The 24,737-nt window shown below is 36.7% G+C and carries 20 protein-coding genes; 4 read left to right on the top strand and 16 right to left on the bottom strand.

Annotation, left to right across the window (positions count from 1 at the left end):
• Positions 1 to 74: 74 nt before the first annotated feature.
• From MKX29_RS19385 to ileS, 3 genes are all read right to left on the bottom strand, one after another.
• On the bottom strand, positions 75 to 1,274 hold the full coding sequence (locus MKX29_RS19385) for an NAD(P)/FAD-dependent oxidoreductase (protein ID WP_341107161.1): 1,200 nt from the start codon (positions 1,272 to 1,274) through the stop codon (positions 75 to 77).
• 114 nt (positions 1,275 to 1,388) lie between these two features.
• Positions 1,389 to 2,591, bottom strand: a complete 1,203-nt coding sequence (locus MKX29_RS19380; protein ID WP_251161768.1) for an MFS transporter — start codon at positions 2,589 to 2,591, stop codon at positions 1,389 to 1,391.
• 542 nt (positions 2,592 to 3,133) lie between these two features.
• Positions 3,134 to 6,196: an isoleucine--tRNA ligase gene (gene ileS, locus MKX29_RS19375; protein WP_341107159.1), complete on the bottom strand. Its 3,063-nt coding sequence runs from the start codon at positions 6,194 to 6,196 to the stop codon at positions 3,134 to 3,136.
• A 470-nt stretch (positions 6,197 to 6,666) separates the two neighbouring features.
• Between ileS and MKX29_RS19370 the strand changes: the two genes are divergently transcribed.
• A complete protein-coding gene (locus tag MKX29_RS19370) occupies positions 6,667 to 8,712 on the top strand; it encodes a molybdopterin-containing oxidoreductase family protein (protein WP_341107157.1) in 2,046 nt (681 codons plus the stop codon).
• Positions 8,713 to 9,082: 370 nt separating this feature from the next.
• Here MKX29_RS19370 and pstB read toward each other — a convergent pair whose 3' ends face one another.
• The 4 genes from pstB to MKX29_RS19350 are packed head-to-tail and all read right to left on the bottom strand — an operon-like array spanning position 9,083 to position 12,536.
• A complete protein-coding gene (gene pstB / locus MKX29_RS19365; RefSeq protein ID WP_224938420.1) occupies positions 9,083 to 9,901 on the bottom strand; it encodes a phosphate ABC transporter ATP-binding protein PstB in 819 nt (272 codons plus the stop codon).
• A gap of 17 nt (positions 9,902 to 9,918) precedes the next feature.
• Positions 9,919 to 10,743 carry a phosphate ABC transporter permease PstA gene (pstA, locus tag MKX29_RS19360; RefSeq protein WP_224938421.1) on the bottom strand — a complete coding sequence of 275 codons (825 nt, stop codon included), beginning with the start codon at positions 10,741 to 10,743 and terminating at the stop codon, positions 9,919 to 9,921.
• Between the two features lies 1 nt (position 10,744).
• Positions 10,745 to 11,650 (bottom strand): phosphate ABC transporter permease subunit PstC, encoded by a 906-nt coding sequence (pstC, locus tag MKX29_RS19355; RefSeq protein ID WP_224938422.1) that lies wholly within the window; start codon positions 11,648 to 11,650, stop codon positions 10,745 to 10,747.
• A 43-nt stretch (positions 11,651 to 11,693) separates the two neighbouring features.
• Positions 11,694 to 12,536 (bottom strand): phosphate ABC transporter substrate-binding protein, encoded by an 843-nt coding sequence (locus MKX29_RS19350; RefSeq protein WP_224938423.1) that lies wholly within the window; start codon positions 12,534 to 12,536, stop codon positions 11,694 to 11,696.
• 311 nt (positions 12,537 to 12,847) lie between these two features.
• Here MKX29_RS19350 and MKX29_RS19345 point away from each other — a divergent pair, with 311 nt between their 5' ends.
• The gene (locus MKX29_RS19345; RefSeq protein WP_224938424.1) at positions 12,848 to 13,225 is read left to right on the top strand and encodes a nucleotide excision repair endonuclease; all 378 of its coding nucleotides are present in this window, start codon (positions 12,848 to 12,850) and stop codon (positions 13,223 to 13,225) included.
• A gap of 142 nt (positions 13,226 to 13,367) precedes the next feature.
• Here the strand turns inward: MKX29_RS19345 and pssA are convergent, their stop codons facing one another.
• The 5 genes from pssA to MKX29_RS19320 form a co-directional block, all read right to left on the bottom strand.
• Positions 13,368 to 14,063 (bottom strand): CDP-diacylglycerol--serine O-phosphatidyltransferase, encoded by a 696-nt coding sequence (gene pssA, locus MKX29_RS19340; RefSeq protein ID WP_095373020.1) that lies wholly within the window; start codon positions 14,061 to 14,063, stop codon positions 13,368 to 13,370.
• Between the two features lie 146 nt (positions 14,064 to 14,209).
• On the bottom strand, positions 14,210 to 15,244 hold the full coding sequence (locus tag MKX29_RS19335; protein WP_341107153.1) for a CaiB/BaiF CoA transferase family protein: 1,035 nt from the start codon (positions 15,242 to 15,244) through the stop codon (positions 14,210 to 14,212).
• Between the two features lie 26 nt (positions 15,245 to 15,270).
• Entirely contained in the window at positions 15,271 to 16,824 is a 1,554-nt protein-coding gene (locus tag MKX29_RS19330) for a fatty acid--CoA ligase (RefSeq protein WP_224938426.1), read from the bottom strand.
• A 21-nt stretch (positions 16,825 to 16,845) separates the two neighbouring features.
• A complete protein-coding gene (locus MKX29_RS19325) occupies positions 16,846 to 17,997 on the bottom strand; it encodes a thiolase family protein (RefSeq protein ID WP_341107150.1) in 1,152 nt (383 codons plus the stop codon).
• Positions 17,998 to 18,010: 13 nt separating this feature from the next.
• Positions 18,011 to 19,156, bottom strand: coding sequence for an acyl-CoA dehydrogenase family protein (locus MKX29_RS19320; RefSeq protein WP_341107148.1), 1,146 nt, complete (start codon positions 19,154 to 19,156; stop codon positions 18,011 to 18,013).
• A gap of 235 nt (positions 19,157 to 19,391) precedes the next feature.
• On the opposite strand from MKX29_RS19320, the gene MKX29_RS19315 reads away from it, so the two are divergent.
• The gene (locus tag MKX29_RS19315) at positions 19,392 to 19,820 is read left to right on the top strand and encodes a MarR family winged helix-turn-helix transcriptional regulator (RefSeq protein WP_341107146.1); all 429 of its coding nucleotides are present in this window, start codon (positions 19,392 to 19,394) and stop codon (positions 19,818 to 19,820) included.
• 1 nt (position 19,821) lies between these two features.
• On the opposite strand, the gene MKX29_RS19310 is transcribed toward MKX29_RS19315, so the two are convergent.
• The gene (locus tag MKX29_RS19310; RefSeq protein WP_341107144.1) at positions 19,822 to 20,550 is read right to left on the bottom strand and encodes a class I SAM-dependent methyltransferase; all 729 of its coding nucleotides are present in this window, start codon (positions 20,548 to 20,550) and stop codon (positions 19,822 to 19,824) included.
• A 161-nt stretch (positions 20,551 to 20,711) separates the two neighbouring features.
• On the opposite strand from MKX29_RS19310, the gene MKX29_RS19305 reads away from it, so the two are divergent.
• On the top strand, positions 20,712 to 20,999 hold the full coding sequence (locus MKX29_RS19305) for a hypothetical protein (RefSeq protein WP_224938431.1): 288 nt from the start codon (positions 20,712 to 20,714) through the stop codon (positions 20,997 to 20,999).
• A gap of 50 nt (positions 21,000 to 21,049) precedes the next feature.
• Here MKX29_RS19305 and MKX29_RS19300 read toward each other — a convergent pair whose 3' ends face one another.
• From MKX29_RS19300 to MKX29_RS19290, 3 genes are all read right to left on the bottom strand, one after another.
• Positions 21,050 to 22,825, bottom strand: coding sequence for an L-lactate permease (locus tag MKX29_RS19300; RefSeq protein WP_341107142.1), 1,776 nt, complete (start codon positions 22,823 to 22,825; stop codon positions 21,050 to 21,052).
• Between the two features lie 268 nt (positions 22,826 to 23,093).
• Entirely contained in the window at positions 23,094 to 23,864 is a 771-nt protein-coding gene (locus tag MKX29_RS19295) for an IclR family transcriptional regulator (RefSeq protein ID WP_224938433.1), read from the bottom strand.
• A 33-nt stretch (positions 23,865 to 23,897) separates the two neighbouring features.
• Positions 23,898 to 24,674 (bottom strand): fumarylacetoacetate hydrolase family protein, encoded by a 777-nt coding sequence (locus tag MKX29_RS19290; RefSeq protein WP_341107140.1) that lies wholly within the window; start codon positions 24,672 to 24,674, stop codon positions 23,898 to 23,900.
• Positions 24,675 to 24,737: the final 63 nt, after the last annotated feature.

Below are 24,737 nucleotides of genomic sequence, written 5' to 3'. Positions count from 1 at the left end.
ATACAAAACGATAAGGGTGATTACAATCAATCCTATTATTAAACAAACTGTGTGAACTTTCTCACTATATCACTCTAATGATAGTATAGTTCCATACCCTTTGAGTCTCCATTGACAATAAATTTCTTCATTAAATCCGATAGAATCATACTGTATACCGTGCCATTGCCACCATATGTGAGAAGATAATACCCGTTTGAGTAATTCGGATGTTGTTTGATCATTGGTAAGCCATTATGAGTCTCTCCAAAAAAGCCTGTCCAGTAATAGGCAGGTTCTAACTTGTCCTTTAACATGGGAAACAACAAAAGTAATTGTTTTAATAATTGATCCCTTTTCTGAACTAACATCCTATCTCTTTTTCTAGAGTCTGAAGTTGACTCATCAAGGCCTCCAATAATGATTCTTTTATCTAATGTACGGCGTAAATACAAATAGGGTCTGGCAGTTTCCCAAATGAACATATCTTCTGGCCATTGATAATCAACTGGGTTAGTAGCTAAAGCATATGTGCTCACAATCATTGCATTTTTTTCAGCTATATCCATCTGAGCTTCATACCCTGTCGCATAAATTACATATTTCGTTTGAATAACGCTTTTATTATCAGTATATAATTTGACCGTATCTTTTCCCCATTTTTGGCCTACAATTTCACTTTCTTCAAAAATCTCTACTCCTTTTTTACTAGCCGCACTTAGTAAATAGTGAATATTTTTAAATATATTAATCTCAGCATCTCCTTCAGTAACAATGGCACCTTCTTTTTCAAAGGACCAACGATCTCTCATATCTCTCCTTGATAAAAAACGCACAGGAAACTGATGAGCTTGTAAATTGGCAAACTCTTTTTTCAGCATTTTCATATCTTCTCTTTTAGATGCAAAATATAAGCTTTTTCTTTTAAAAAAATCTGGATTATCCTCTAAAGTTGGCAGAATGTTGGTTTCATAATGAGATATTGATTCAAAGCAGTTTTTTAAATGCTTTTTCGCTTTACTTAAGCCAAAAGAGTTAATATAAGATGTAAATGATTTATCATTACTATATTGTAGTAATCCAGTATTTGCAGAGGAACTACCCATACCGATTTTTCGTTTATCAATGACGATCGTTCTAATGTTTTCTTTCGCTAAATGGTAAGCAAGAAAAGCCCCACTCGAACCGCTGCCAATAATACACACATCACAGTTCTTATTCTCCTGCAAGCAGCCATACTTTTTCACGTCGTTCATTGTCATTGGCCAAAATAATTTACCAGCTTTTAAGTTCATTGTCATTATCCTTTCAGCCTATAGAAGATTATGACGTTACTTTCCCCAAAAAATATGGATAAGAAACATGATAAGAAAGAAAGCAATGACAAAGAATACCAAGACATTATCCATTTACGAAGCTTTTCTGTTATGAGATGGCAATGGCGTTAATTTGGTTTTTCTTCTTATATGAGCAACAAAATAGAGCAGAAAGATAACGACGGCTAGTAAAGAAGATAGGATGTACATAAAACCGTATCCCTTTTCGTTTGCAGCGATACCAAGCAGTAGTGCACCCATTGCTAAACCCATATCCATAAAACTTAAGCTCATGGCGTTAGCCGTCGCTCTTTTTTCTTTTGGTACGAGGCTAACAGCCCAAGCTTGGAATGTCGGTTGCATGACACCATATGCAATGCCATAAAAAACAGCGGCAATAAATAAGGTTGAAACACCTTTAGCAAATGCAATCAGTAACAACCCGATAAATGCTGCAATTGTTGCGCTATATATTAAATAAGCATGTCCAAAGCGATCGAAAATTTTCCCTGAAAATGGGCGAATGATAATGAGCATCGCCACTAAGATGAGAAAGAATAAAGAGGTTTGTTCCCCAACTCCAATAGAACTTCCTAAGCCTTCAATAAAATTCACCACTCCAGCAAACGTAAAATAAAATAATAATACTAAAAAGCATGGTAAAAAAGCGCGTGAATCAAAAGCAGATTCAACAATTGACAATTTACTAACTGCCTGCTGATTTATGTTTTGAGAAGTTTTAAGCGCAAGACTACCAATTGTAATCACTATAATAAGAATAAGAGAAAAGTACAAAACGGATTCAAATGAATAAACATTAATCATTGAAATAGCCAAAAAAGGTCCGCTTGTTGTACCTACACTAGTAGCTAAGCCAAAATAACCGATTCCTTCACCTAAACGGTGGTCAGGAATTAAATTTGTGGTTATTGTTGCTAATAAAGTAGTAATAAAACCGAAAGCAATTCCTTGTAGTATGCGAAGGATAGTGAATAGAACGATAGAATTTGTGAATGTTGTCACAAAAATAAACAACAACATACCTATTAAAGATAGAATTAATAACGCTTTTTGATTCAAATACCGTAAGCATAAGCCTAAGAAAAGCCTAGATATAACAGCAGCAATCATAAATGCTGTTGTCATTAACCCTCCATATGTCGGGTTATTACTTAATGTAGTAACATAGATTGGAAATCCCCCTAACAAGGATTGTAAACTTAAAAAAAATAAAAAAGTAAGCATAAGGGCCATGATATACTGTCTGGTCCAAAGCTTGCCTCCTAACGTATGCATGTTTAACCTTCTTCCTCAAAAAAATGAATATATTATATTTCGACTACCTAAGCAATTATAGCTTATAATCCGCCAATAAAGTATGCTCATTTTACTTATTTTTTTGTCGAAATAAAGAGAAAATTTTTTATTGTTTATGTAAGCGTTTTCATATATACTAAGTATTAGGCGGATAGCAAGTGTGGCTATCAACGTACTTGGCGAAGGTGGGGCCGGTATATTCAATGGTGATCATTTTATTTAGTACATATAAAAGGTTGTGATTAAGCTTGAAAAGAACTAACTTTTCGTATTTTGTTAAGAATAATGAATTTAACCTACAAGCCTACATCAAATACTTATTGTTGAAATATCATTCATCCACTATTCAAATTCAGTCGCATTCTCATCAGACGAAACTTTAATAGCTTATTAATCAAAGCCTATACTAAAAGGTTACCATTACACTTTTTGTAGGGACATGGATACGTGATGAATGGTTAAACAACATATCCCCCAGTAAAAATCACAGCCATCCGCCATTGGCTGTGATTTTTCATTGTTTAATGGTCTATTTTGATTTTGATTGTTTCTCCATCAACATCAATATTTGTCATTTCTTCAACTTCTGCTAATGTAATTGTCTGGACAAGTAATGATTCTTGTAAAAGCGCTGAAAACTTCTCTAATGCACTTAAAACCCTGTCATTGCCAAACATTGTTAGATGAATACGTAATTCAACCGCTAACCCTTTCTTTTTTCGAGTGTTTTGCACTTCTCTAATTACTTCCCTCACTAACCCTTCCTGCAAAAGCTCTTCTGTTAATCCGATATCCAGTAGGACTGTACAATCTTTTCCTTCCGCAAACCTGTATGGGTGTTTTGCTTTTTTCTCTACTAACACATCCTCATTTTCTAAAAAGAGCATTTCTCCATCTTTTTCTATATTTACTATTCCATCCGTCAGTAACCTATCTTTTTCATGGGCAGTTAATCCTTTTATTACCTGCTCAATCATTTTTACTCTTTTACCGAACTTTTTGCCGGCAATTGCGTAATTAACTTTTAACTCAATCATCATAAAATTATTTACATATTTTTCATAAACAATGTCTTTTACATTTGTTTCATCTTTTATGATCTGTTCATAGGATGACAAATTAACCTTCCCATTAACAACACTTACGATTAATGTTTGAAGTGGTTGCTTTGTTTTGATATTTGCTGACATCCTGATTGATCTAGTGAGTTCAACAATTTGTCGAATAGCTTTCATTTCGGATTCTAATTGGATGTTAGTCTTCTTTTTCTCTTGCTTAGGGTAGTCAGTTAGATGAACGCTACTGCCGACTAATTGTAGGTGAATCTCATCAGTGACGAACGGCATAAATGGTGCAAATAATCGTGTTGATTGCAGAAGTACTTCGTATAGAGTTGTATACGCTGCCCTTTTGTCGTGATCTAACCCTTCCTTCCAGAATCTTTGCCGGGATCGTCTTACATACCAATTACTCACATCATCCAAAAATTCTGCCAGTAATCTAGCACTTTTAAAAAAGTCATAACGCTCTAACCCTTCTCTTACCTCCGCAATCGTATGATGCAATCTAGAAAGTATCCATTGGTCAATGAGTGCAAATTCCTTGACTCGATGTTGTCTGAAATCAAAGCCATCTATCTTTGCATACATATCATAGAAGGAAAAAACATTCCTCAACGTATCGACTATTTTTGATTTTGCTTGTTGAACAGTCTTTTTAGAAAATCGCTTATTATTCCAAGGGGCACTATCACTAAGAAGAGCCCATCTTAATGCATCTGCGCCAAACTCTTCAATTAACGATGTAGGATTTAGAGCATTCCCTTTGCTCTTAGACATTTTTTGTCCTTGCTCATCTAATATATGGCCAAGAGATAAGACATTTTTATAAGGTGCAACACCTTTGTAAAGGGTGGATACGGCTAGTAAACTGTAGAACCATCCTCTCGTTTGATCTACTCCCTCTATTACAATATCGGCGGGAAATTGTTCTTTAAATGGCGTTGTCTGTTCGAAAGGATAATGATATTGAGCATATGGCATTGAACCACTATCAAACCATACATCAATGACCTCTTTCTCTCGCTTCATTTCACCACCACAAGAACATCTCAAATGAATGCGATCAACATAAGGTTTGTGCAGATCGATGCGATCATTTACTTTTTCAATCGCTCTTTCTTTTAATTGTGCCATGGAACCTGGGGCAATTTCTAATCCGCATGTTTGACAAGTCCATACATTTAACGGCGTCCCCCAAAAACGATTTCTTCCAATATTCCAATCAACAAGTTGGTCAAGAAAGTGACCGAATCGACCATTCTTCATATGCGTTGGGTACCACTCAACCATTTGATTATTGTCTATCATTTTTTCTTTGACATCAGTTGTTCGAATGAACCATCCTTCCATCGCATAATAAATCAGTGGATTATCACACCTCCAGCAATACGGATAACTGTGCTCATACTTCCTCTTGCTATAAAGTAGATTTTGCTGTGCTAACATTTGAATGATTGTTACATCACTTTCTTTCACTCTCTTATTTGCAAGCGGGGCAACTTGTTGCACATATCTCCCTTTCTCATTCACAACTTGAAGAAAATCTAATCCATTTTCTTTTACAGCTTGATAATCATCTTCACCATGTGCAGGGGCAATATGGACTAACCCAGTTCCTGCATCATCCTTTACGAAATCCGCAGCAATCACCATATGCCCCTTGTTGAGCGGCACAAATGAAAATGGTGCTACATACTTCATTCCTATTAATTCTTCACCTCGTACAGACTCGATAACTTTGTAACCTTCTTTAAGTACAGTTGAAACCAAGCTTTCTGCAACAATCAATCGTTCATTATTTTGCTCGACTTTCACATAACGTAGCTTAGGGTTTACCGCTACAGCTACATTTCCAGGTAACGTCCAAGGCGTTGTTGTCCAACAAAGTAAGTATTCATTTTCAGCCACTTTAAATTTAACTGTTGCTGAAAGATCATGCACATCTTTATATCCTTGTGCGACTTCATGCGAGCTTAGGGACGTTTCACAATGAGGACAATACGGGACAACTCGATGTCCTTTATATAAACGCCCACCTTGATGAATGTGTGACAATATATGCCAAACTGATTCAATATACTCATTATCGAGCGTGATATAAGGGTTATCCATATCCACCCAATAGCCCAATAGCTCAGTAAACTGTCGCCATTCTTTTTCATATGTGAATACACTTTTCTTACACTCTGCGATAAATGCTTCTACACCAAATGCTTCAATATCCTCTTTGCTATGCAATTGTAATTTCTTTTGTACTTCAAGTTCTACAGGGAGCCCATGTGTGTCCCACCCTGCTTTTCTTAAAACTTGATGTCCCGTCATTGTTTTATAACGGGCAACAAAATCTTTTATCGTTCGACCAAGTGCATGACCAGCATGCGGCATACCATTTGCTGTTGGCGGGCCTTCATAAAAAACAAAGGATGGCGCTTCTTGCCTTTGCTGTATGGACTTTTGAAATATCCGTGCTTCTTGCCAATAATCAGCAATCTTCCTCTCCTTTTCCACATCTCGTTCTTTCATCTATAAAGACCCCTTTCGATATCCCTTCATATACGAAAAAAACTCGATTCCTATACGTAGAATCGAGTTAAAATATCCCCTCTAAAAAACAAAAAAACCAACTGTAGTGGTTTGTATTTGCTCTCACTACGTACTATCATACGCGTCCAGGTTATCGGTTGGATGCCGTCAAAGCTTAGTTTCACTTCAGCTTTGCTTCTCAGAGAGGATTTTCATTGTGGTCTTAACGTCAGCCTCTCAGCAAATGGCTAACTCTCTTTGGATAAGATGTGCACAACTACTCTTTCTCGTCAACGAATTGAATAGAATTTAATTAATATGAAAGTATCATATGTTAATAATTATGAATTGTCAATAGAAATAAATATTTTATCATTGCAGGATGAAGAGAAGTAACCTATTATAATAATTATTAATAAAAACATGCTAAATAGACAATAAAGCTTGCCAAGAATAAAGGAGATTACAAAATGACGATTCACACCGAGAAAGAGGGCATTTTCACGTCCGTTTGTTCACTTGATTGTCCAGACCAATGTGGTTTACTCATACATAAAAAAGAGGGGAAAATCATTAAAGTCGAAGGCGATCCTAACCATCCTGTTACGCAAGGGAATATTTGCAATAAAGTAAGAAATATGGCTGAACGGCTATATGACCCAAAGAGATTAACTCACCCTCTCAAACGAACTGGTCCAAAAGGTAGTCTTCAATTTGAGGAGATCAGTTGGGATGACGCACTACAAATAATTACAGATAAATGGAAAGATTTAATTAAAACACACGGCCCTGAGAGCATTCTTCCCTATAGCTTTTACGGTAATATGGGTAGAGTGGCTGCTGAAGGAATGGACCGCCGATTCTTTTCCCGCTTAGGTGCCAGTAGACTAGAACAAACAGTTTGTCAAGCAGCAGGTAAAGAAGGTTACCGTTACACAATGGGTGGAGGCTTTGGCACAGATCCGGAAGAAACAAGTGAAGCCAAGCTCATCATCCTTTGGGGAATTAATGCTGTCAGTACGAATATGCATCAAGTTATCCTTGCCCGAAAAGCAAAAAAACATGGAGCAAAAATCATCGTGATTGATGTCCATAAAAATCAAACAGGCAAAATGGCTGATTGGTTTATTCCCATTAAACCAGGTACGGATAGTGCGCTTGCACTTGGGATGATGCATATCTTGTTCGCTGAGCATATGGTAGATGAGGAATTTCTTGAAACGTATACCATTGGACATGAGCAATTACGAACACATATAAAAAAATATACGCCAGAAGTAGTCTCTTCTATTACAGGGGTATCTATTGATGATCTTTATCAATTAGCAAGAGAGTATGGTCAGAGTACCCCGTCATTTATCCGGATTGGCAATGGATTGCAACATCATGATAATGGTGGGATGAATGTACGTGCCATATCCTGCCTTCCTGCTCTAACAGGCCAATGGCTGCATAAAGGTGGTGGCGCACTAAAATCAAACTCTGGGTTTTTAGCTTTCAATACCGCGGCTATGCAGCGTCCCGATTTATTAGCAAATAAACAGACAAGATCGATTAATATGAATCTCATAGGTGAAGCTTTAGTACAAAAAGATGAACCTATCCGCTCCATGTACGTTTATGGTAGTAATCCGGCTGTTATTGCACCAAATAGTAATCTAGTGAAAAAAGGGCTTGAAAGAGAAGATTTATTTTTAGTTGTTCATGATTTATTCTTAACAGAAACAGCTCAATATGCTGATATCATCTTGCCGTCTACCTCATCATATGAGAATACAGATTTTTACACGTCTTATTGGCACCATTATATTCATTTGCATGAACCAGTCATAGAACCGTATGGTGAGTCAAGGTCCAATCATCTTGTTTTTCAACAGCTAGCACATTATATGGGATATACTGAAGATTTATTTAAGGATTCCGAAGAAGATTTAATCACATCCGCTTTAGCGAATACAAAGAATGAGTATATGAAGGAAATTAATTTTGAGCGTCTAAAAGAAAATCGCTTTATGAAAGCAGACGTACGTCCATTACTTCCTGGCAAACTTAAGACACCAAGTGGAAAAATTGAACTTTATTCTGAATTAATGGAGAAGGACGGTTTAAATCCACTGCCGACCTACAATCCAATTGTAGATGAAGGCGATGCGCCATTTTTATTCGTACCAGCACCGAACCATAATTTTTTAAATAGTACTTTTTCAAATAATGACAAGCATATTAAATTAGAAAAACAACCAAAAATCCATTTGCATAGCAAGGACGCGCAGGCTTATCGAATTGAAGATGGAGATCTAGTAAAAATCTTTAATAATCGAGGAGAATGTGAGTTAACCGCTGCTGTCGGAGAAAACGTACTTCCTGGGGTTGTTGTTAGTCAAGGTCTTTGGGCTGATGAGCCAGGTAAGAAACATCTCGTTAATACCCTCACACCTGATAGAGTCGCTGATATGGGAGGCGGGGCGACTTTCTTTTCTGGCAGAGTGTATATTGAGAAAGTCATTAGTAATTAATACCTTTTTTAGAAAATGGACAAATGTCTAAATTACAGAATGGCTAGGACAAACTGGTATGGTTGAACGTTTGTTCTAGTCTTTTTTATAGTGCTAAGGGAAGAAGACCAATGTTTAGGTTTTACTTCTCTAGATTAGTTTCCGTTTTGCAACCATTAAATTGGAAGTTGACCTATTGTTGGTTATGTTTAGCTATTTACATTGCCCATATCCGAAATTGCTCACCTGTTGTCTAGTTCCCCCTTTTGCGCTACTCTCACATCTCATTAGTTTGGTAGCTATGCATCAATCATACATTTTCCCAAAGAAAAGAGCCGAACAAATCCCTATTTAACAATGGAAATTTGTTCGACACCTCACGTTTATTTTTTTAACCGAATCTGCCAGTCACATAATCTTCTGTACGGCTATCTTTTGGCATGGAGAAGATTTGATCGGTTTGTTCAAATTCAATGACTTCTCCGTTGAGGAAGAACGCTGTCTTATCGGATACACGAGCAGCTTGTTGCATATTATGAGTAACGATGACGATCGTATAATCTTTCTTCAAATGAGCAATAAGTTCTTCTACTTTAAGTGTTGAAATGGGGTCAAGTGCTGAAGTTGGCTCATCCATTAATATGACGTCTGGTTTCATGGCAATTGCTCTGGCAATACAAACACGTTGTTGTTGACCACCTGATAAACCAAGTGCCGAAGTTTTTAAACGATCTTTTACTTCGTCCCAAATCGCTGCTCCACGTAAACTTTCTTCAACAATTTTATTCAATTCTTTTTTATTTTTAATCCCTTGCATTCTAGGCCCATAGGCTACATTATCATAGATGCTCATTGGAAATAGATTTGGCTTCTGGAAAACCATACCGACTTTTGTTCTAAGTTCAATAACATCTTTTGATTGATATATATTATTGCCATTAATGTGGATATCTCCATTAATTCTCACACTATCAATTAAATCATTCATACGATTCAATGTTCTTAAAAAAGTCGATTTTCCACATCCAGAAGGACCAATTAATGCTGTTACCTCTTTTTCACGAATATCTAATGACACTTGATAAAGCGCTTGGTTCTCACCGTAGAATAAATCTAAGTCTCTTACACTAATTTTCACTGAACGCTGATCATTTTGATGTTCAACATTTGCAGACTCTTTTACTTCTTTACGTTCTAGTGTTGTATTCATGAATAGAACACTCCTTTTTAATAGTCAGCTTTATTAAGCTTTTTAGAGATAAATGTTGCAGCAAAGTTTAGAGCAAGAATCATTACAATTAACACAATACCAATTGCTGCTGCTAATTCAATATCACCAGATTCTTGTGTAACAAGATACGAATGAACCGTTAATGTTCTCGCTGATGAGAAAATCCCTTCAGGCATTGCAGCTACTGTACCTGCTGTTAAAAAGATTGCTGCTGATTCACCAATGATACGTCCCATTGAGAGGATAATCCCTGATAAGATCCCTGGCATAGCGCTAGGTAAAATGACTTTATATAGTGTTTGTAACTTTGTTGAACCTAATGCCAGGGAACCTTCTCGGTAACTAGCTGGTACTGTTTTTAATGCTTCTTCTGTTGTACGGATGATCACTGGTAAAACAATAATTGTTAAGGTCAAGGATGCTGAAATAATAGACATCCCCATCGCCAATGTGGTAACAAAAAATACAGCACCGAATAATCCGTATATAATAGATGGAATACCCGTTAAACTCTCTGTTGCAAACCGGATCATTCGAACGAGCTTTCCTTGTTTCGCGTACTCTTGTAAATAAACTGCTGCTAAAATCCCAACTGGAGTGGCAATGACTAGCGATATCACAATTGTATAAATGGTAGTAATAATCATTGGCCAAATTCCACCGCCGCCGACAGGTGAATAGTCACCAAAGATAAAATCAAGATTAATTAACCCGATACCTTTATAAAAAATATAACCAACGATAATAAGTAGGATAGCTACAGTTAAGAAAGCGCCAAACCACAATAAGCCTAATAATAAATTATCTTTAAACTTTCTCACTTTACTTCCCACCTTTCGAACTTATTTTTGCTAATACGAAATTCAATATTAGAATGAATGAGAATAATACAATTCCTGTCGCAAATAACATTTCCTGATGTGTACCATAAGCGTAACCCATTTCAAGGGCAATATTCGTTGTAAGTGGCCTTACACTATCCGTTAAGCTTGTTGGTATAATCAAACTATTACCAGCAACAAGAATGACTGCCATTGTCTCTCCAATTGCTCGTCCTAGCCCTAATACAATCGCTGCCATAATACCTGATTTTGCTGCTGGAACAACGACTTTAAAGATGGTTCCGATTGGCGAGGCACCTAATGCTAAGGAACCTTCTCTATACGTTTTCGGTACTGCTCTAATGGCTGTTTCAGCAACGGTTACAATTGTAGGTAACATCATGATCGCTAATACGAGAATAACCGCTATTAAACTTTGCCCTTTTACTAAGCCAAGATTATTTTGTAAGAAAGGAACAATAATCGCTAAGCCGAATACACCATATAATACAGAGGGAATACCCGCTAACAATTGCACAGCTGGTGAAATAATCTTTGCAATTGGTTTTGGAGCTATTTCCGATAAAAAGATCGCCGTTAATAACCCAATTGGTACTCCAATGACAAGCGCTCCAATCGTTGCATAAATGGAAGCAACTATCATTGGAAAAATTCCATACTTATCTTCACTCGGTATCCAATCAGAGCCAAAGATAAAATCAATAAAGCTATATCCGTCTGCAATGAATGGATTCGATCCTTTAAAGAAGACGAATCCAATAATGAGAAATAAACTAAGCACAGAGATTAGCGCACAGATTAAAAACAACTTCTCTGAAATGAACTCCATAATATATTTTAATCGATTTGATTTATTTGTTTGTTTTACTTCTGATGGATTTGGCAAAACACATACCTCCAAAGTCACTTGCTAATTGTTTGATGTAGCATCATTCTTCTATAATTGGTATAGCCCCTGCTTCTGCAGCTATTTCCTGCCCAGCTTCACTTAAAATGAAATCAATAAACGCTTGGCTTTCCTCTGATAAGTCTTTATGCACGAAAAGGAAAGGACGAGATAATGGATATTTCTCTTCAATCACATTTTTAGCAGTTGGTTCTACCCCATTAATATTAATCGTTGAAATTGTATCATCTATATATTCAAAAGAGATAAACCCAATAGCATGTTCATTTGTTGCAACCGTCGTTTTTATATTTCCGTTCCCACTAGCGATAATTGAGCTCCGCACTAATTCACCAGAAGAGTAGTCAACAATTTCCTGAAAAGCATCTCTCGAACCTGACCCGTCTTCACGTGAAACGACAACAATCTCCATATCTTTACCGCCCACATCTTTCCAGTTTGTTATTTCACCAGTAAAGATCTTTTTCACTTCATCCATTGTTAAATCTTTTACCTTATTGTTTGCGTGTGTAACGACTACAATTCCGTCAAAAGCAATGATTGTAGGTGTTACTTCTTCTTCTTCTCCTGACTCTAAGTTACGAGAAGACATACCAATTTCGGAAACTCCACTTATTGCATTTGTAATTCCTGCTGAAGAACCAATTTGATTGATTTCAATATTCACATCCGCATTTTCCATATATTTAGCAGCTAGCTTTTCCGCTAGCGGACCAACTGACGTAGAACCAGAAATGGATATCGTGCTTCCGTTACCTGTACTAGCTTGTCCCTCTCCTTCTTCTTCACCACCATTGCATGCAGTCAAAATTAAGGTAAGTGACAAAAGTAACAAAATACTCTTCCATTTTCGAAGTTTTAGCATAGAAAAACCTCCACTTTAGATTGCTTTTAGCTGTTTTGTTTGTGTTAACCCCAATATAACGAATCATATTTAATTCTCTATTAACCTTTTGTAAAGCCTTTGTAAAATTCATCAATATACCCATAAATTTATGGAGAAATTGTAAAAATCAACCTAAAAATATTGTTAATTTTTCAAACTTTCATTTTTTGAAAACGTTTATTTTCTCTACATTATATGATTTAAAAACATTTAAAGAAAAATACGAGGAAGTATGGGCTTTTTTATGTAGGTTGTGGTACGATGATTGCTAGAATAGGAAGTGATTATTGATGATTAATATTGAAATACCTCAACCAGACTTAGTTATCACTAAAAAGAAGCCTGGCGGGGAACAAGGAACAACGGCCATCAGCCATTTATATGGTTTTACGGACTTTACAAAGATTCCAAGAGATAGAGGTGGAATGATTTTATTCTTTGACAAAAAAGAGAACCTTCTTTTTGTTGGGAAAGCACGTAAACTAAGACAACGTGTAAAAAAGCATTTCGACGACCAGGTGTCTCCCATTAAAAATCACCGTGAACAAGTGACCAAAATTGCATGTATGTATGTTGATGATCCCGTTGAGCGTGAAATATACGAAACCTACATTATTAATAAGTTAAAAGCAAAATATAATACTGAAAAAGTTTTCTTTTCAAGCTAATTTTATTTTAGCTATGGGATGAAGGAGAAACCTCCTTCATCCTTTTTTTATAAAATGATTTCCCTCTCTGAAAGAATCAATTACATTCATGACTTAATGGTTTTTTAACAACAAAAAAAGACTCCCAACTGTATGATTCTTACTAGTCGGAAGTCTTATTATTTTGGTTCTTTTTAAAGCGGTACGCTAAATAGGCAATGTACAATGGAGTGGCAATATAAATTAAATAAGGATAGGAACCATATGTCCCTTTATAAAGAACAAAAAGCATACAGCCTAAAAAGATTGTCACAATTGTCCCGTACTTTGGTAATGGGATATCTTTTAAACTCGGAATGCGAATACGACTGACCATTAAAAAACAAAGCGCGGTAAATACAACTGTCGTAATAATACTGGGCACCCAATGGCCAAACAATGTTAGGATAGCTAAAATACCACCAGCGGCAGTAATCGGAACACCGATAAAATAATGCATGGACTGCTTACTAGTACCAATATTGAATCGTGCTAAGCGATATGCACCGAATAGCGGGAATAACCCAGAAACTAATAATCCAATAGAACCAAATTGGTAAAAGTATGTATAATATACGAGAAATGACGGTGCAACCCCAAAAGTTACAACATCGGCTAATGAATCTAATTCTTTGCCTAGCGTACTATCTGCTTTTAACATCCTCGCTGCACGACCATCCATACTATCAAGCATCATCCCGATAATAATCAATATAGCCGCATTATTATATTGGCCATGAGCAGCAAATCCAATAGACAAAAATCCACAATATAAATTGCCTAAAGTAAGCATATTAGGTATCATCTTAATAAATTTCACTTACAATCATCACTCACTTTTTTGTGATCTACGTTGCAAAATAAACCTTCATTTAAACACAAATCACTTTTTAAGGTTTATCTATTATAACACTATATTCTAAGTTGTTACTATATATGTTTGACGATTATTAAGTTCTTTTGTCCCTATTTCTTTTTTTGAGGATTTCTCAAGTCAGAATATTGTTGAATACACGACCAGTTATCATCATAAACGAAATTTCCTCTTTGTTGATGATAACTACTTTTGGGTACTTCATCGATTTCTAACACAGGTGTTAAGCAACAATCGACTTGCTCGCTAACACCTATCCAATCAGTAAATGATTGCTCCTTAAAAACTGCAGAAACTTGTTTATAAACAGGATCACTTACCTTCATCATATGACATGCTATCCATTCGGGATGTTCAACAGCTAAACAAAAAGATTGCCAGAATTTCTTCTCTAATGCGCCTAATGCCATATAGCGACCATCACTTGTTTCGTATAAACAATAGTTAACAATGGTCCCTGCTAAAACCTCTACACCTTGTTTCATTTCGGTCACTTGATGAACGAGATGGTGGTTACCCATTAAAGCCGTCATTGTATCTGCCATACTTACTTGATGGTAGCTACCCTTTCCATTTATCCCTCTTTGAACAAGACCTGCTAAAACTCTTTCGCTTGCCACAATCCCTCCGACTAAATCAGCTATTTGTTGAGAAGGATGAATGGGACGTCCCTTATCATCCTTCCATTGTGCTAACATCCCACTAATGGCCATATAATTCAGATCATGACTTCCAAAGGTAGAATAAAGAGTATTTTCACCATACCCAACCAATGAACAATAGACAATTGTGGGATGATATGTTTGGATCGTTTCATAGTCTAATGTTAAACGCTTCATCACACCCGGTCGAAAACTTTCAATGATTACGTCGGCTTCTAGTATTAGTTCCTTCACCTTATTTAAATCGGTTGTATCTTTTAAATTGAGGAAATGACTGTGCTTACCCCGATTATTACTCGTAAATATGACACCTTGACCTTTGCCCATCGGCTCTACATGTCGTGCAGGATCACCATTGGGTCCTTCTATTTTAATTACTTCTGCTCCTAGTTCTGCCAATCTAAGCGTGGCAAAAGGACCTGGTAAATAGTTTGTAAAATCAATTATTTTCACACCTGTTAACATATGTTATCCCTTCCATTTACTGGCGGTTATTTTTGCAATTGTTCCTGATTTCTTAATACAAATTTTTGGATTTTCCCACTAGCATTCCTCGGTAGACTTTCCACAAATTCATATCTTCTTGGTCTTTTATAATTTGCAAGGCTTTCACTTTGTTTACAAAATGCATCTAAAATTTCAGCAGTAATATTCCCCTCTTTTTTGACAACGTAAGCAATGACAACTTCTCCCCAATGCTCATCTGGTACACCTAATACAGCTACATCTAACACGGAAGGATGTGCATGGATAACATCTTCTACTTCCCGTGGATAAATATTCTCTCCCCCTGAAATCACCATATCATCAACACGGTCTTTCACATAGAGAAAGCCTTCATCATCGAGGTAGCCCATATCTCCTGAGTGATACCAGCCGTTATGGAGTGCCTTTTTAGTTGCTTCCTCTCTTTTATAATAACCTTGCATCATACTTGGTCCTCTCACAATGATCTCACCTACTGTACCAGTTGGAACGACTTGATCATCATATGAATGACCATTATCATTAGGTGCAACAATCCTTATCTCATGGTTCAAGCAAGCTTGCCCCGCCGAGCCTGCTTTACGAATCTGGTCTTCATCACTAAGGAACGTAATTGCTGGTCCCATTTCAGTCATCCCATAGGCTTGAGTTAATTTAACACCCAACTTCTCCCGACAAGCAAACACGAGACTAGGGGCCATTGGTGCTGCACCATATAAACCTTTTTCTAATGTTGATAGATTATACGCTTGTAAATTTTCTTGAAGCAACATATTCCACATTGTTGGTGCTGCAAAGAAAGCGGTAATTTTTTCTGAATCAATCAGTGCTAATGCTTTTTTTGCATCAAACTGGTGGAGAATGGTACTCTTTGCTCCAATATGAACTCTTGGTAAAAAAGCGCAATGTAACTCTGCACAATGAAACATAGGAGCAGCGACTAAACCATTATCATTCTGATGATAATTTAGTGCATGGATAACAATCAGACTCTGTTCTGTCATATCTTTATGGCGATGCAGCACGCCTTTTGGTCTCCCAGTTGTCCCACTCGTATACATAATCGCATATAGATCATCTGATGATAGTTCCACTTCTACGTTCTCTCTATTAACAGCTTTGATTTGCTCATGATAACTTTTGGCAAAAGGAGGATGATTGCCATCAATTGACCAAAATTGAACTGTGGGGAAACTATTGGCCACTTTTTCAACAGCTGTCTGTAGAGTTTCTTCAAAAATAAACACCTTGGGTTCAGCATCAGAAATAATAAATGACAATTCTTCTGACATCAGCCGGAAATTAATAGGATTAAATACTGCACCTATTTTTGCACAGGCAAAAAACGTCGTTGCTAATTCTTCTGTATTATATAAATAGGTAGAAACTCGGTCTCCTTTTTTCACTCCTGCTACATGTAACGCCTGTGCTAATCCATTGACTTCGTCTGCCCACTCACGATAAGTAAACCTCAAATCTTTTCTGACATCATATAGCGCCTCCTTCTCCGGAAACTTACTTACCGTTAAATCAAAGATTTCTGCAATCGTCATTGTCATCTATTATTCCTCCCTTTTTTATTAAAAGATTTTTTCTATAATTGTTGCGTTTGCCATACCCATACCTTCACACATTGTTTGTAACCCATATCTACCTTCTGTACGGTCTAATTCACTCATCATTGTTAATAATAAGCGAGCTCCACTTGCACCCAGTGGATGACCTAAGGCAATAGCACCTCCATTTGGATTCAGTTTATTCGCATTTGCTCCTGTTTCTTTCAACCACGCTAATGGCACAGAAGCAAAGGCTTCATTCACTTCAAATACATCCATATCCGCTAAGGTTAATCCAGACTTTTGCAATGCTTTTTCAGTTGCAGCTATCGGACCTGTAAGCATCAAAGTAGGGTCTGACCCAATAACGACGCGGGTAATTATTTTAAATCTTGGTTTCAATCCTAATTCTCGTGCTTTCTCACCTGACATAATGAGCAAAGCACCTGCTCCATCACTTATTTGACTTGCATTTCCAGCATGTATGATGCCATTCTCTTTAAATGAAGGTTTCAATCCGCCTAATTTCTCTATACTCGTTCCTTTTCTTGGCCCCTCATCTTGATCAAAATTGAATGTTTCCCCACTATCGTCAACTAACTCAAGTGGCATAATTTCATTTTTAAAGCGATTTTCTGCTTGAGCAAGTAGTGCCTTTTCTTGACTGTGATATGCATACTCATCTAGTTGAGCACGAGTGAACTGATATTTTTCTGCTATTCTTTCCGCCGATAACCCTTGATGGATAATCTCATATTGCTTTGTCAATTGCTCACTCGGTTTTACACCCTGATAACTTGAACCAATTGGTATTCTCGACATACTTTCAACGCCACCAGCAATAACGATATCCATATCACCTGATGAAATCGCCTGAGCGGCAAAATGAACCGCCTGTTGACTCGACCCACATTGTCGGTCAATCGTTGTTCCTGGAACTGTGATTGGTAATCCAGAGATAAGAGCCGCCACACGAGCAATATCTCCTGTTTGTTCACCTATTTGTGATACACATCCTAAAATAACATCATCTACTAGTGTTGGATTTAACCCTGTTTTTTCTACTAAACTTTTAATGACTGCACCAGCTAAATCATCAGGACGTGTATTTCTTAAAGAACCGTTCCTTTTTCCGACTGCACTTCTTATCCCATCAATAATAACTACTTCGCGCAAAAGAAATCCTCCCTTATAATCCTAAGTTTTTAGCAATAATTGATTTCATCATTTCATTGGTTCCTGCGTAGATACTGGCGACAGGTATGTCTCTATACCTTCTTGCTATTTCATATTCTTCCATATAGCCGTATCCACCATGAAGTTGCATGCATTCTGTCGCAATTCTTCTCGCATTCTCTGTGCATTTCCATTTAGCCATTGAAACTTGAGTGACAATATCCTTTTGTTTCATATGGTCATGAATTAACTTTTGAAGAAAGGCACGGCTCATCTCTACATCTGTTACCATCTCAGCCATTTTAAACTGCGTATTTTGAAAAGAGCTAATTGCCTTTCCAAACGCTTTTCTTTCTTTGATAAAAGCCGTTGTCATTCTTATCATTTCTTCGGCAGCAATTTGGGCAGCAATAGCAACAATTAACCGTTCTTGTTGAAGCCTTTCCATTAAATGGTAAAACCCTTTACCCTCCTCACCGAGTAGATTTTCACTAGATACGATACAATCATCAAAAATAAGCTCTGCTGTATCCTGACAATGTAAGCCAACCTTGTTTAGTTGCCTTCCTCTTGTAAACCCTTTCATTCCTTTCTCTACTATAACTAAGCTAATTCCTCTATATGGAGGATTCACCTTCGTATCTGTTTTTACAGCCACAATGACCAAATCTGCATTCATTCCATTTGTAATGAAGGTTTTTTCGCCATTCAGTACATAATGGTCATCAACTTTAATAGCTGTCGTCCTAATCGATGCCAAATCAGAACCTGCGCCAGGCTCAGTCATGGCAATCGCCGAAATGAATTCCCCTGTCGCACACTTTGGTAACCACCGTTTCTTTTGTTCTTCAGTACCATATGTTGTGATATAAGGTATAACAATATCATTATGAAGACCGATACCAATCGTTCCGGATCCGACCCTTTCTAATTCTTCATTTATAATGACAGAGTAGCCAAAATCAACACCACTTCCACCATATTCCTCGTCGATGTTTGGGCATAAGAAGCCTTGCTCACCCATTTTTCTCCAGAAAGCTCTAGGAATCATACCATCTTTTTCCCATTGTGAATAATAGGGATAAGCTTCTTTATCTAAAAATTTCCGTAAGGACTTTCTAAAAAGTTCATGCTCCTCTGTTATATATGTATCATTCATCTTTGCCTTTCCTCCTTTTCTATATTTTATTATATTTTTCTTATTTTTTCGAATATTATTAATATCAATCTCACACATAAGTAATATGTAATTATGAAATGGATTCCGTGAAGTTGATTTCGACAGATAATATCCGATTATTGGAAAAAACATCGTAAAGATACTAACGTTTGTTGCATCATTATTTTTTTTGATATGATTACTGTATGAAACGTAGGGAAGGACCTGGCATAAAATGAATGATCAAACTGTTTTTGAACTTATTCATGCGATGGAACAAGTAACCAACCGCATGATTATTAAATGGAATCAATCTTTTAATGAGGGATTAGGTATTTCTCATATTCTTCTGCTTAGTCATTTAAAGCGCGATGGAAAAATGAAACCTATCGATTTGGCAGAAAGCCTCGGTATCGCACCATCCTCTATTTCGCATCTTATTCAGAAGTTATCTAAACGGGATTATATTAAACGAATACCTGATTTAAATGATAAAAGAATTTCATATTTAGAAATCACTGATGAAGGCTTAGAAGTGTTAAAAAAAGCAGCTGAAGACGGACATCAACTGCAAAAAAATACATTTGCACAGCTCACAAATGAAGAAATTAAACAATTATTAGCAATCTATCAAAAGTTAAATCTTACCCTCGATCAAATGTGAGCTACGTTTTCATCGCTCGTATCATTCGATAGCCTAGATGGTTACTTAATTGTAAGTTAAGTTGGTAATGATCAATTAACACTTGTGATAAATCTTCTTTTAATAACTTGATATGTTGATGGGAACTATCGTCTCCCATCTTCACTCCTTCTGCAATCATCTCTGCAATCGTACTTGCTTTTAAAACTTCGACCTTTTTAAAGCCGGCAGTGTCTAAAGCCTTCGTCCAATCTTTTTCACTTAACAGTTTTTCTAATTGATAAAACGCCTTCATTTCTTCTTCCATTTCACTAGTCATTGATGATTCTTTTGTCATCTCTATTAAATAGAGTCTCCCTTTGTCTTTTAATACACGTGCAAATTCCTTTAAAGTACTTGCCACGTTAGTAAAGGCGATAACTGATTCAGATAGGATCAGATCAAATTGTTGATTAGAAAAAGATAACTTCTCCACATTACCTAACGATACGTGAAAGGGTTTTGTTAACATGCTCGCCTTTCTAGTTGCGGCCTGTACCATTTCTGCATGTTTGTCTATTGCTTCTATTCTCGCACCATATAAATCACTTAAAAGATAAGATGTGCTTCCTGTTCCACAGCCAGCATCGAGAATAGTCGTTTCTGTCGTAATAGACTCATTAATTAATAACTCACTCGTAAGTTGTTTCCCTCCAGGGTGAGCAAATGGGACTTGAAAATAGGCTAAAGCATCTTCATAAGAATATTTCATTGTTCCCCTCCTTTTATACTATCTATATTATTCTAATGTTCTAGTTGTTGACACTGGATAAAAACTCCGCTCTTCATATAGGACATGCACCTATTCAAAAAAGAAAGGTGGACATACCATAAGGAGAGAAAGCATTTTTATTTCCCGGAGGTGTTATTTTAATGAGTGGTTATTATCATCGCTGTTCTAACGGAATAGGAAAGCCTGTAGAAATCAAAATGAATGATGGTAGAATTCATCGTGGGATTATTGAAAGAGTATCTAACGACAGAGTGTATTTACGTCCAATGAACAAAAATTATGGTGGTTACGGTTATGCAAGCGGATACCGCAGAGGTGGTTGCGGTCGCGGTGGTTGCGGTCGCGGCGGTTGGGGCTGGGGATTCGGCGCAGGGATTGCTTTAGGTGCTATTGCTGCCTTAGTCTTTCTTCCCTTATTTTTCTGGTAATTTTAACAAAAAAGTAACCGCTAAATATAGTGCGGTTACTTTTTTTGTTATTACTTTGAAATTGTTTGATTATATTGATGCAACGTATTAAGCCTTTTATTGTTCGTGGCTATAATATAAAATGCAGCCAAAATGATAAGAACAGCAATCAGTGTACCGAGGTTAAATAAGCCTTTACTTGAATACCATACAATAGAGTACCCTATAGCACCTGCAAATAAAGCGTAATAAACAAATGGCAAGAGTGTTTTACGAATAACTTCTCCCTCTTTACCGACGAGTCCTACTACGGCAGAAGCAGCAACAACATTATGGACACAGATCATGTTACCCGCTGCTCCACCAACTGCTTGTAAAGCTACAATCCAGCTTGGGTTCACCCCAATTTGGCTACCGACATCATACTGGAAAAGGGAAAACATCATGTTACTAACCGTATTACTACCAGCGATAAATGCACCAATCCCACCAATAAAGGTAGCAAAGAATGGCCAGAATTCTCCAGCTAATGCCGCTGCCCCATTTGCTAATTCGATTGGCATTTGTTCATAACCTGCGGCTCCACCACCAGTATTGATGAATACTTGAACCATTGGAACAGTGAATACAAGTGCAACAGATGCTGCAGCTGTTGTTTTTGCCGAACTACTCCATGCTTTTTTATAGGAGCTAAAATTCATTCCATGGATGAAAAATGTAATAATTGATACTAAAATAAGAACTGTTCCAGGTGAATAAAGAATCTCAAAGCTTGCAGTAATACTTGAGCCGAATATATTTTCCAATTTAATAACAATAGATTGTAACCACTCTTTTAAAGGAAGCGTTTTCAATCTCGTTAAAACTAAAAAGACTCCCACTAGGATATACGGTGACCATGCTTTTAGTAACCCCATTGTTTTCCCATTGTTATTTAATTGCACTTCTATTCTACCTGTCCACCCAGGATCCCATTTTGATTTCTCTTCAAAATCCCACGATTCATCTTTCGGAAGGAGAAAACCTTTTCTAGCTGCAAGTACAACTATCAGTAAACCAACTAGTCCCCCTGTCATAGATGGGAATTCTGGTCCAAGTGTATTGGCAACAATCACGTATGGAATCGTCATTGCAAAAGCTGCAAACAGTGCAAATTTCCATACTTTAATTCCTTCTGCAAAAGATTTATTTTTACCAAAAAAGCGAGTCATTAAAGCAACAACAAATAATGGAATAAAGGTACCGGCAATCATATGCAAGATTGCGGCATGACCACCAATCGTTGTTACAACATTTAAGAGATTGTCAGTTATACTTTGGTTAGCAGATAAACCTGTTTGTACACCTACTAATACAGGTGTACCCACAGCTCCAAAAGTAACAGGTGTACTTTGAATGACCATGCCAGCCACAACAGCTGCCATTGCAGGAAATCCTAAACCAACCATTAATGGAACTGCTACCGCAGCAGGTGTACCAAAGCCTGATGCCCCTTCAATAAATGAGCCAAAGAGCCAAGCAATAATGATCACTTGAATTCTACGGTCTGGTGAAATATCTATGAAGCCTTGGCGAATGGTTCTCATGGCTCCACTTTCTTGTACAGTATTCAATAATAATATTGCACCAAAGATAATATATAACAGTGTAATGGCCACAACTAAACCATTTACACTTGCTGCAGCTACAGTATTGAATGGAACCTTCCATACAAATAATGCTAATGCGGCAGCAATTAGAAAGGAAATCGGCATGGCTTTACTTGCCGGCCATTTAAGTCCTACAAGAAAAATGGCAACAGCAATAATCGGTAATAAAGAAATAACTGCTAAAACGCCTGTACTCACAAACACTCCCCCTTATTCTCTTTGTTGTTATATAACTAAAATATTTTGTTATACAACAAATGTTATATATATTAATTATACTTATTTATTATGCAATTACAACAATATTTTGAAAATTATAAATTGATATTTTTTATATATAATTAAAGTTTTTAATAAGTAGAATGATTGATTAACAGATGAGGTAATAGCGTGCGATATTAGACTTAAAAAAAGTAAAAACGCTCCCTTTTTTTTATAAGGGAGCGTTTTTATTAACTGAAAGAGACTATTCATCTAAATACCCTAAGCGTACAGAAACACTTTTTCCAATATCAACCATAAAGGGAGCGAGTTCTTGCAAACGCTCTTGTGACATTCTTATTAATGGACCGGATACACTGATCGCAGCACATACATTATTTTGATAGTCAAATATTGGGACAGCAATACACACAATTCCGGTTTCATTTTCCTCTAAGTCAAGGGCAAAACCTTTTGTCTTAATCATCTTTAAATTTTCTAACAATGCCATCTCATCTGTAATTGTATGCTCTGTATGAGGTTTCAATCCTTTTCTCTGTATAATATCTTTGACTACTTGTACTGGTAGATGTGCTAAAATCGCTTTACCAACAGATGTACAATGCATTGGCGCACGTTTGCCAACGGATGAGTGCATTCTCAATGCTTCATTCCCATCGAGTTTTTCGATATAAACAACCTCGTCATTATCTGGCACCACTAGATGAATGACTTCATTCGTCTTTTGCTCCAAATCCTGTAAATAAAGCTTTGCTTCTGAGCGGATATCTATTGAATCAAGCAACCTAGTACTAATATTTAATATTTTGTAACCTACTTTATATTTGCCTGAATCTTTTACTTGCTCGATATAACCATACTTCACAAGAGTTGATAATATGCGGTGTACGGAGCTTTTATTGATATCCATTTCATTTGCAATTTCAGTCACACCCATACCGTACTTTCTTAAACTGATCATATCAATAATATCAAGCGCTCTACTTACCGATTTCACCATATTATCTCTTTCCATACCTTCACCTCAATCAAAACCTACAAAAATCATTTATGATTTTACTTCCGCTTTACTTCTTACGACTGTATTTGTTAACTGACCGATTGATTCAATCTCACATTCAATTATATCACCTTCACCAATCAATTCGGCGCCTACAGGGCTTCCAGTAAGGATAACATCTCCAGCCCTCAAAGTCATTACCTTCGATAGAAAAGCAATCATCTTTTGTATAGAAATAATCATTAACTCAGGTGGGCTATCTTGCTTTAATTGACCATTTAGATTTGCTCTAATGCGAGTATCTTCTAGCTTAAGCTCTGTTTCTATAACTGGCCCAAGAGGAGTAAATGTATCGAATGCTTTACCGACCGTCCAATGACCGTCTTGATGGAAAAATTGCGGAGCTGTTACATCATTACCAATCGTATAACCAAAAATATGATCAAACACATCCTCTTCAGCGACATCTTTTGTTTCTTTACCAATCACTACTGCCAATTCTGATTCAAATTTAACTTGATCAATCCCTTTAGGAATGATTATCTCTTCATTCGGACCGATTACGGATGATACCGGTTTAAAGAAAAACACTGGAACTGCTGGTAGTTCCTCTGGTAGTTCTTGTTTATCACTAACAAAGTTTGCACCGATTCCGATAATTTGGTTGGGAACAATAGGAGAAATAAGTTTAACATCACTTTGATCATAATAGGTGCCTGTCTCTTCCCACTTATTGAATATATCACCTGAGATTTCTTTGATCTCCCCATTTTCAATGATACCTTGTAATAATTGATTATTAATCGTAAATCTTACAAATTTCATTTAAAATCCTCCTACTACAATCATTTAAGTTTTAAATTACAATTTCAAGTCCCACTCTTCTTA

This window comes from Cytobacillus sp. FSL R7-0696, assembly GCF_038006865.1.
In the GTDB taxonomy this organism is placed as follows: Bacteria; Bacillota; Bacilli; order Bacillales; family Cytobacillaceae; genus Cytobacillus; species Cytobacillus kochii.
This window is presented reverse-complemented; position numbering and strand designations above follow the sequence as displayed.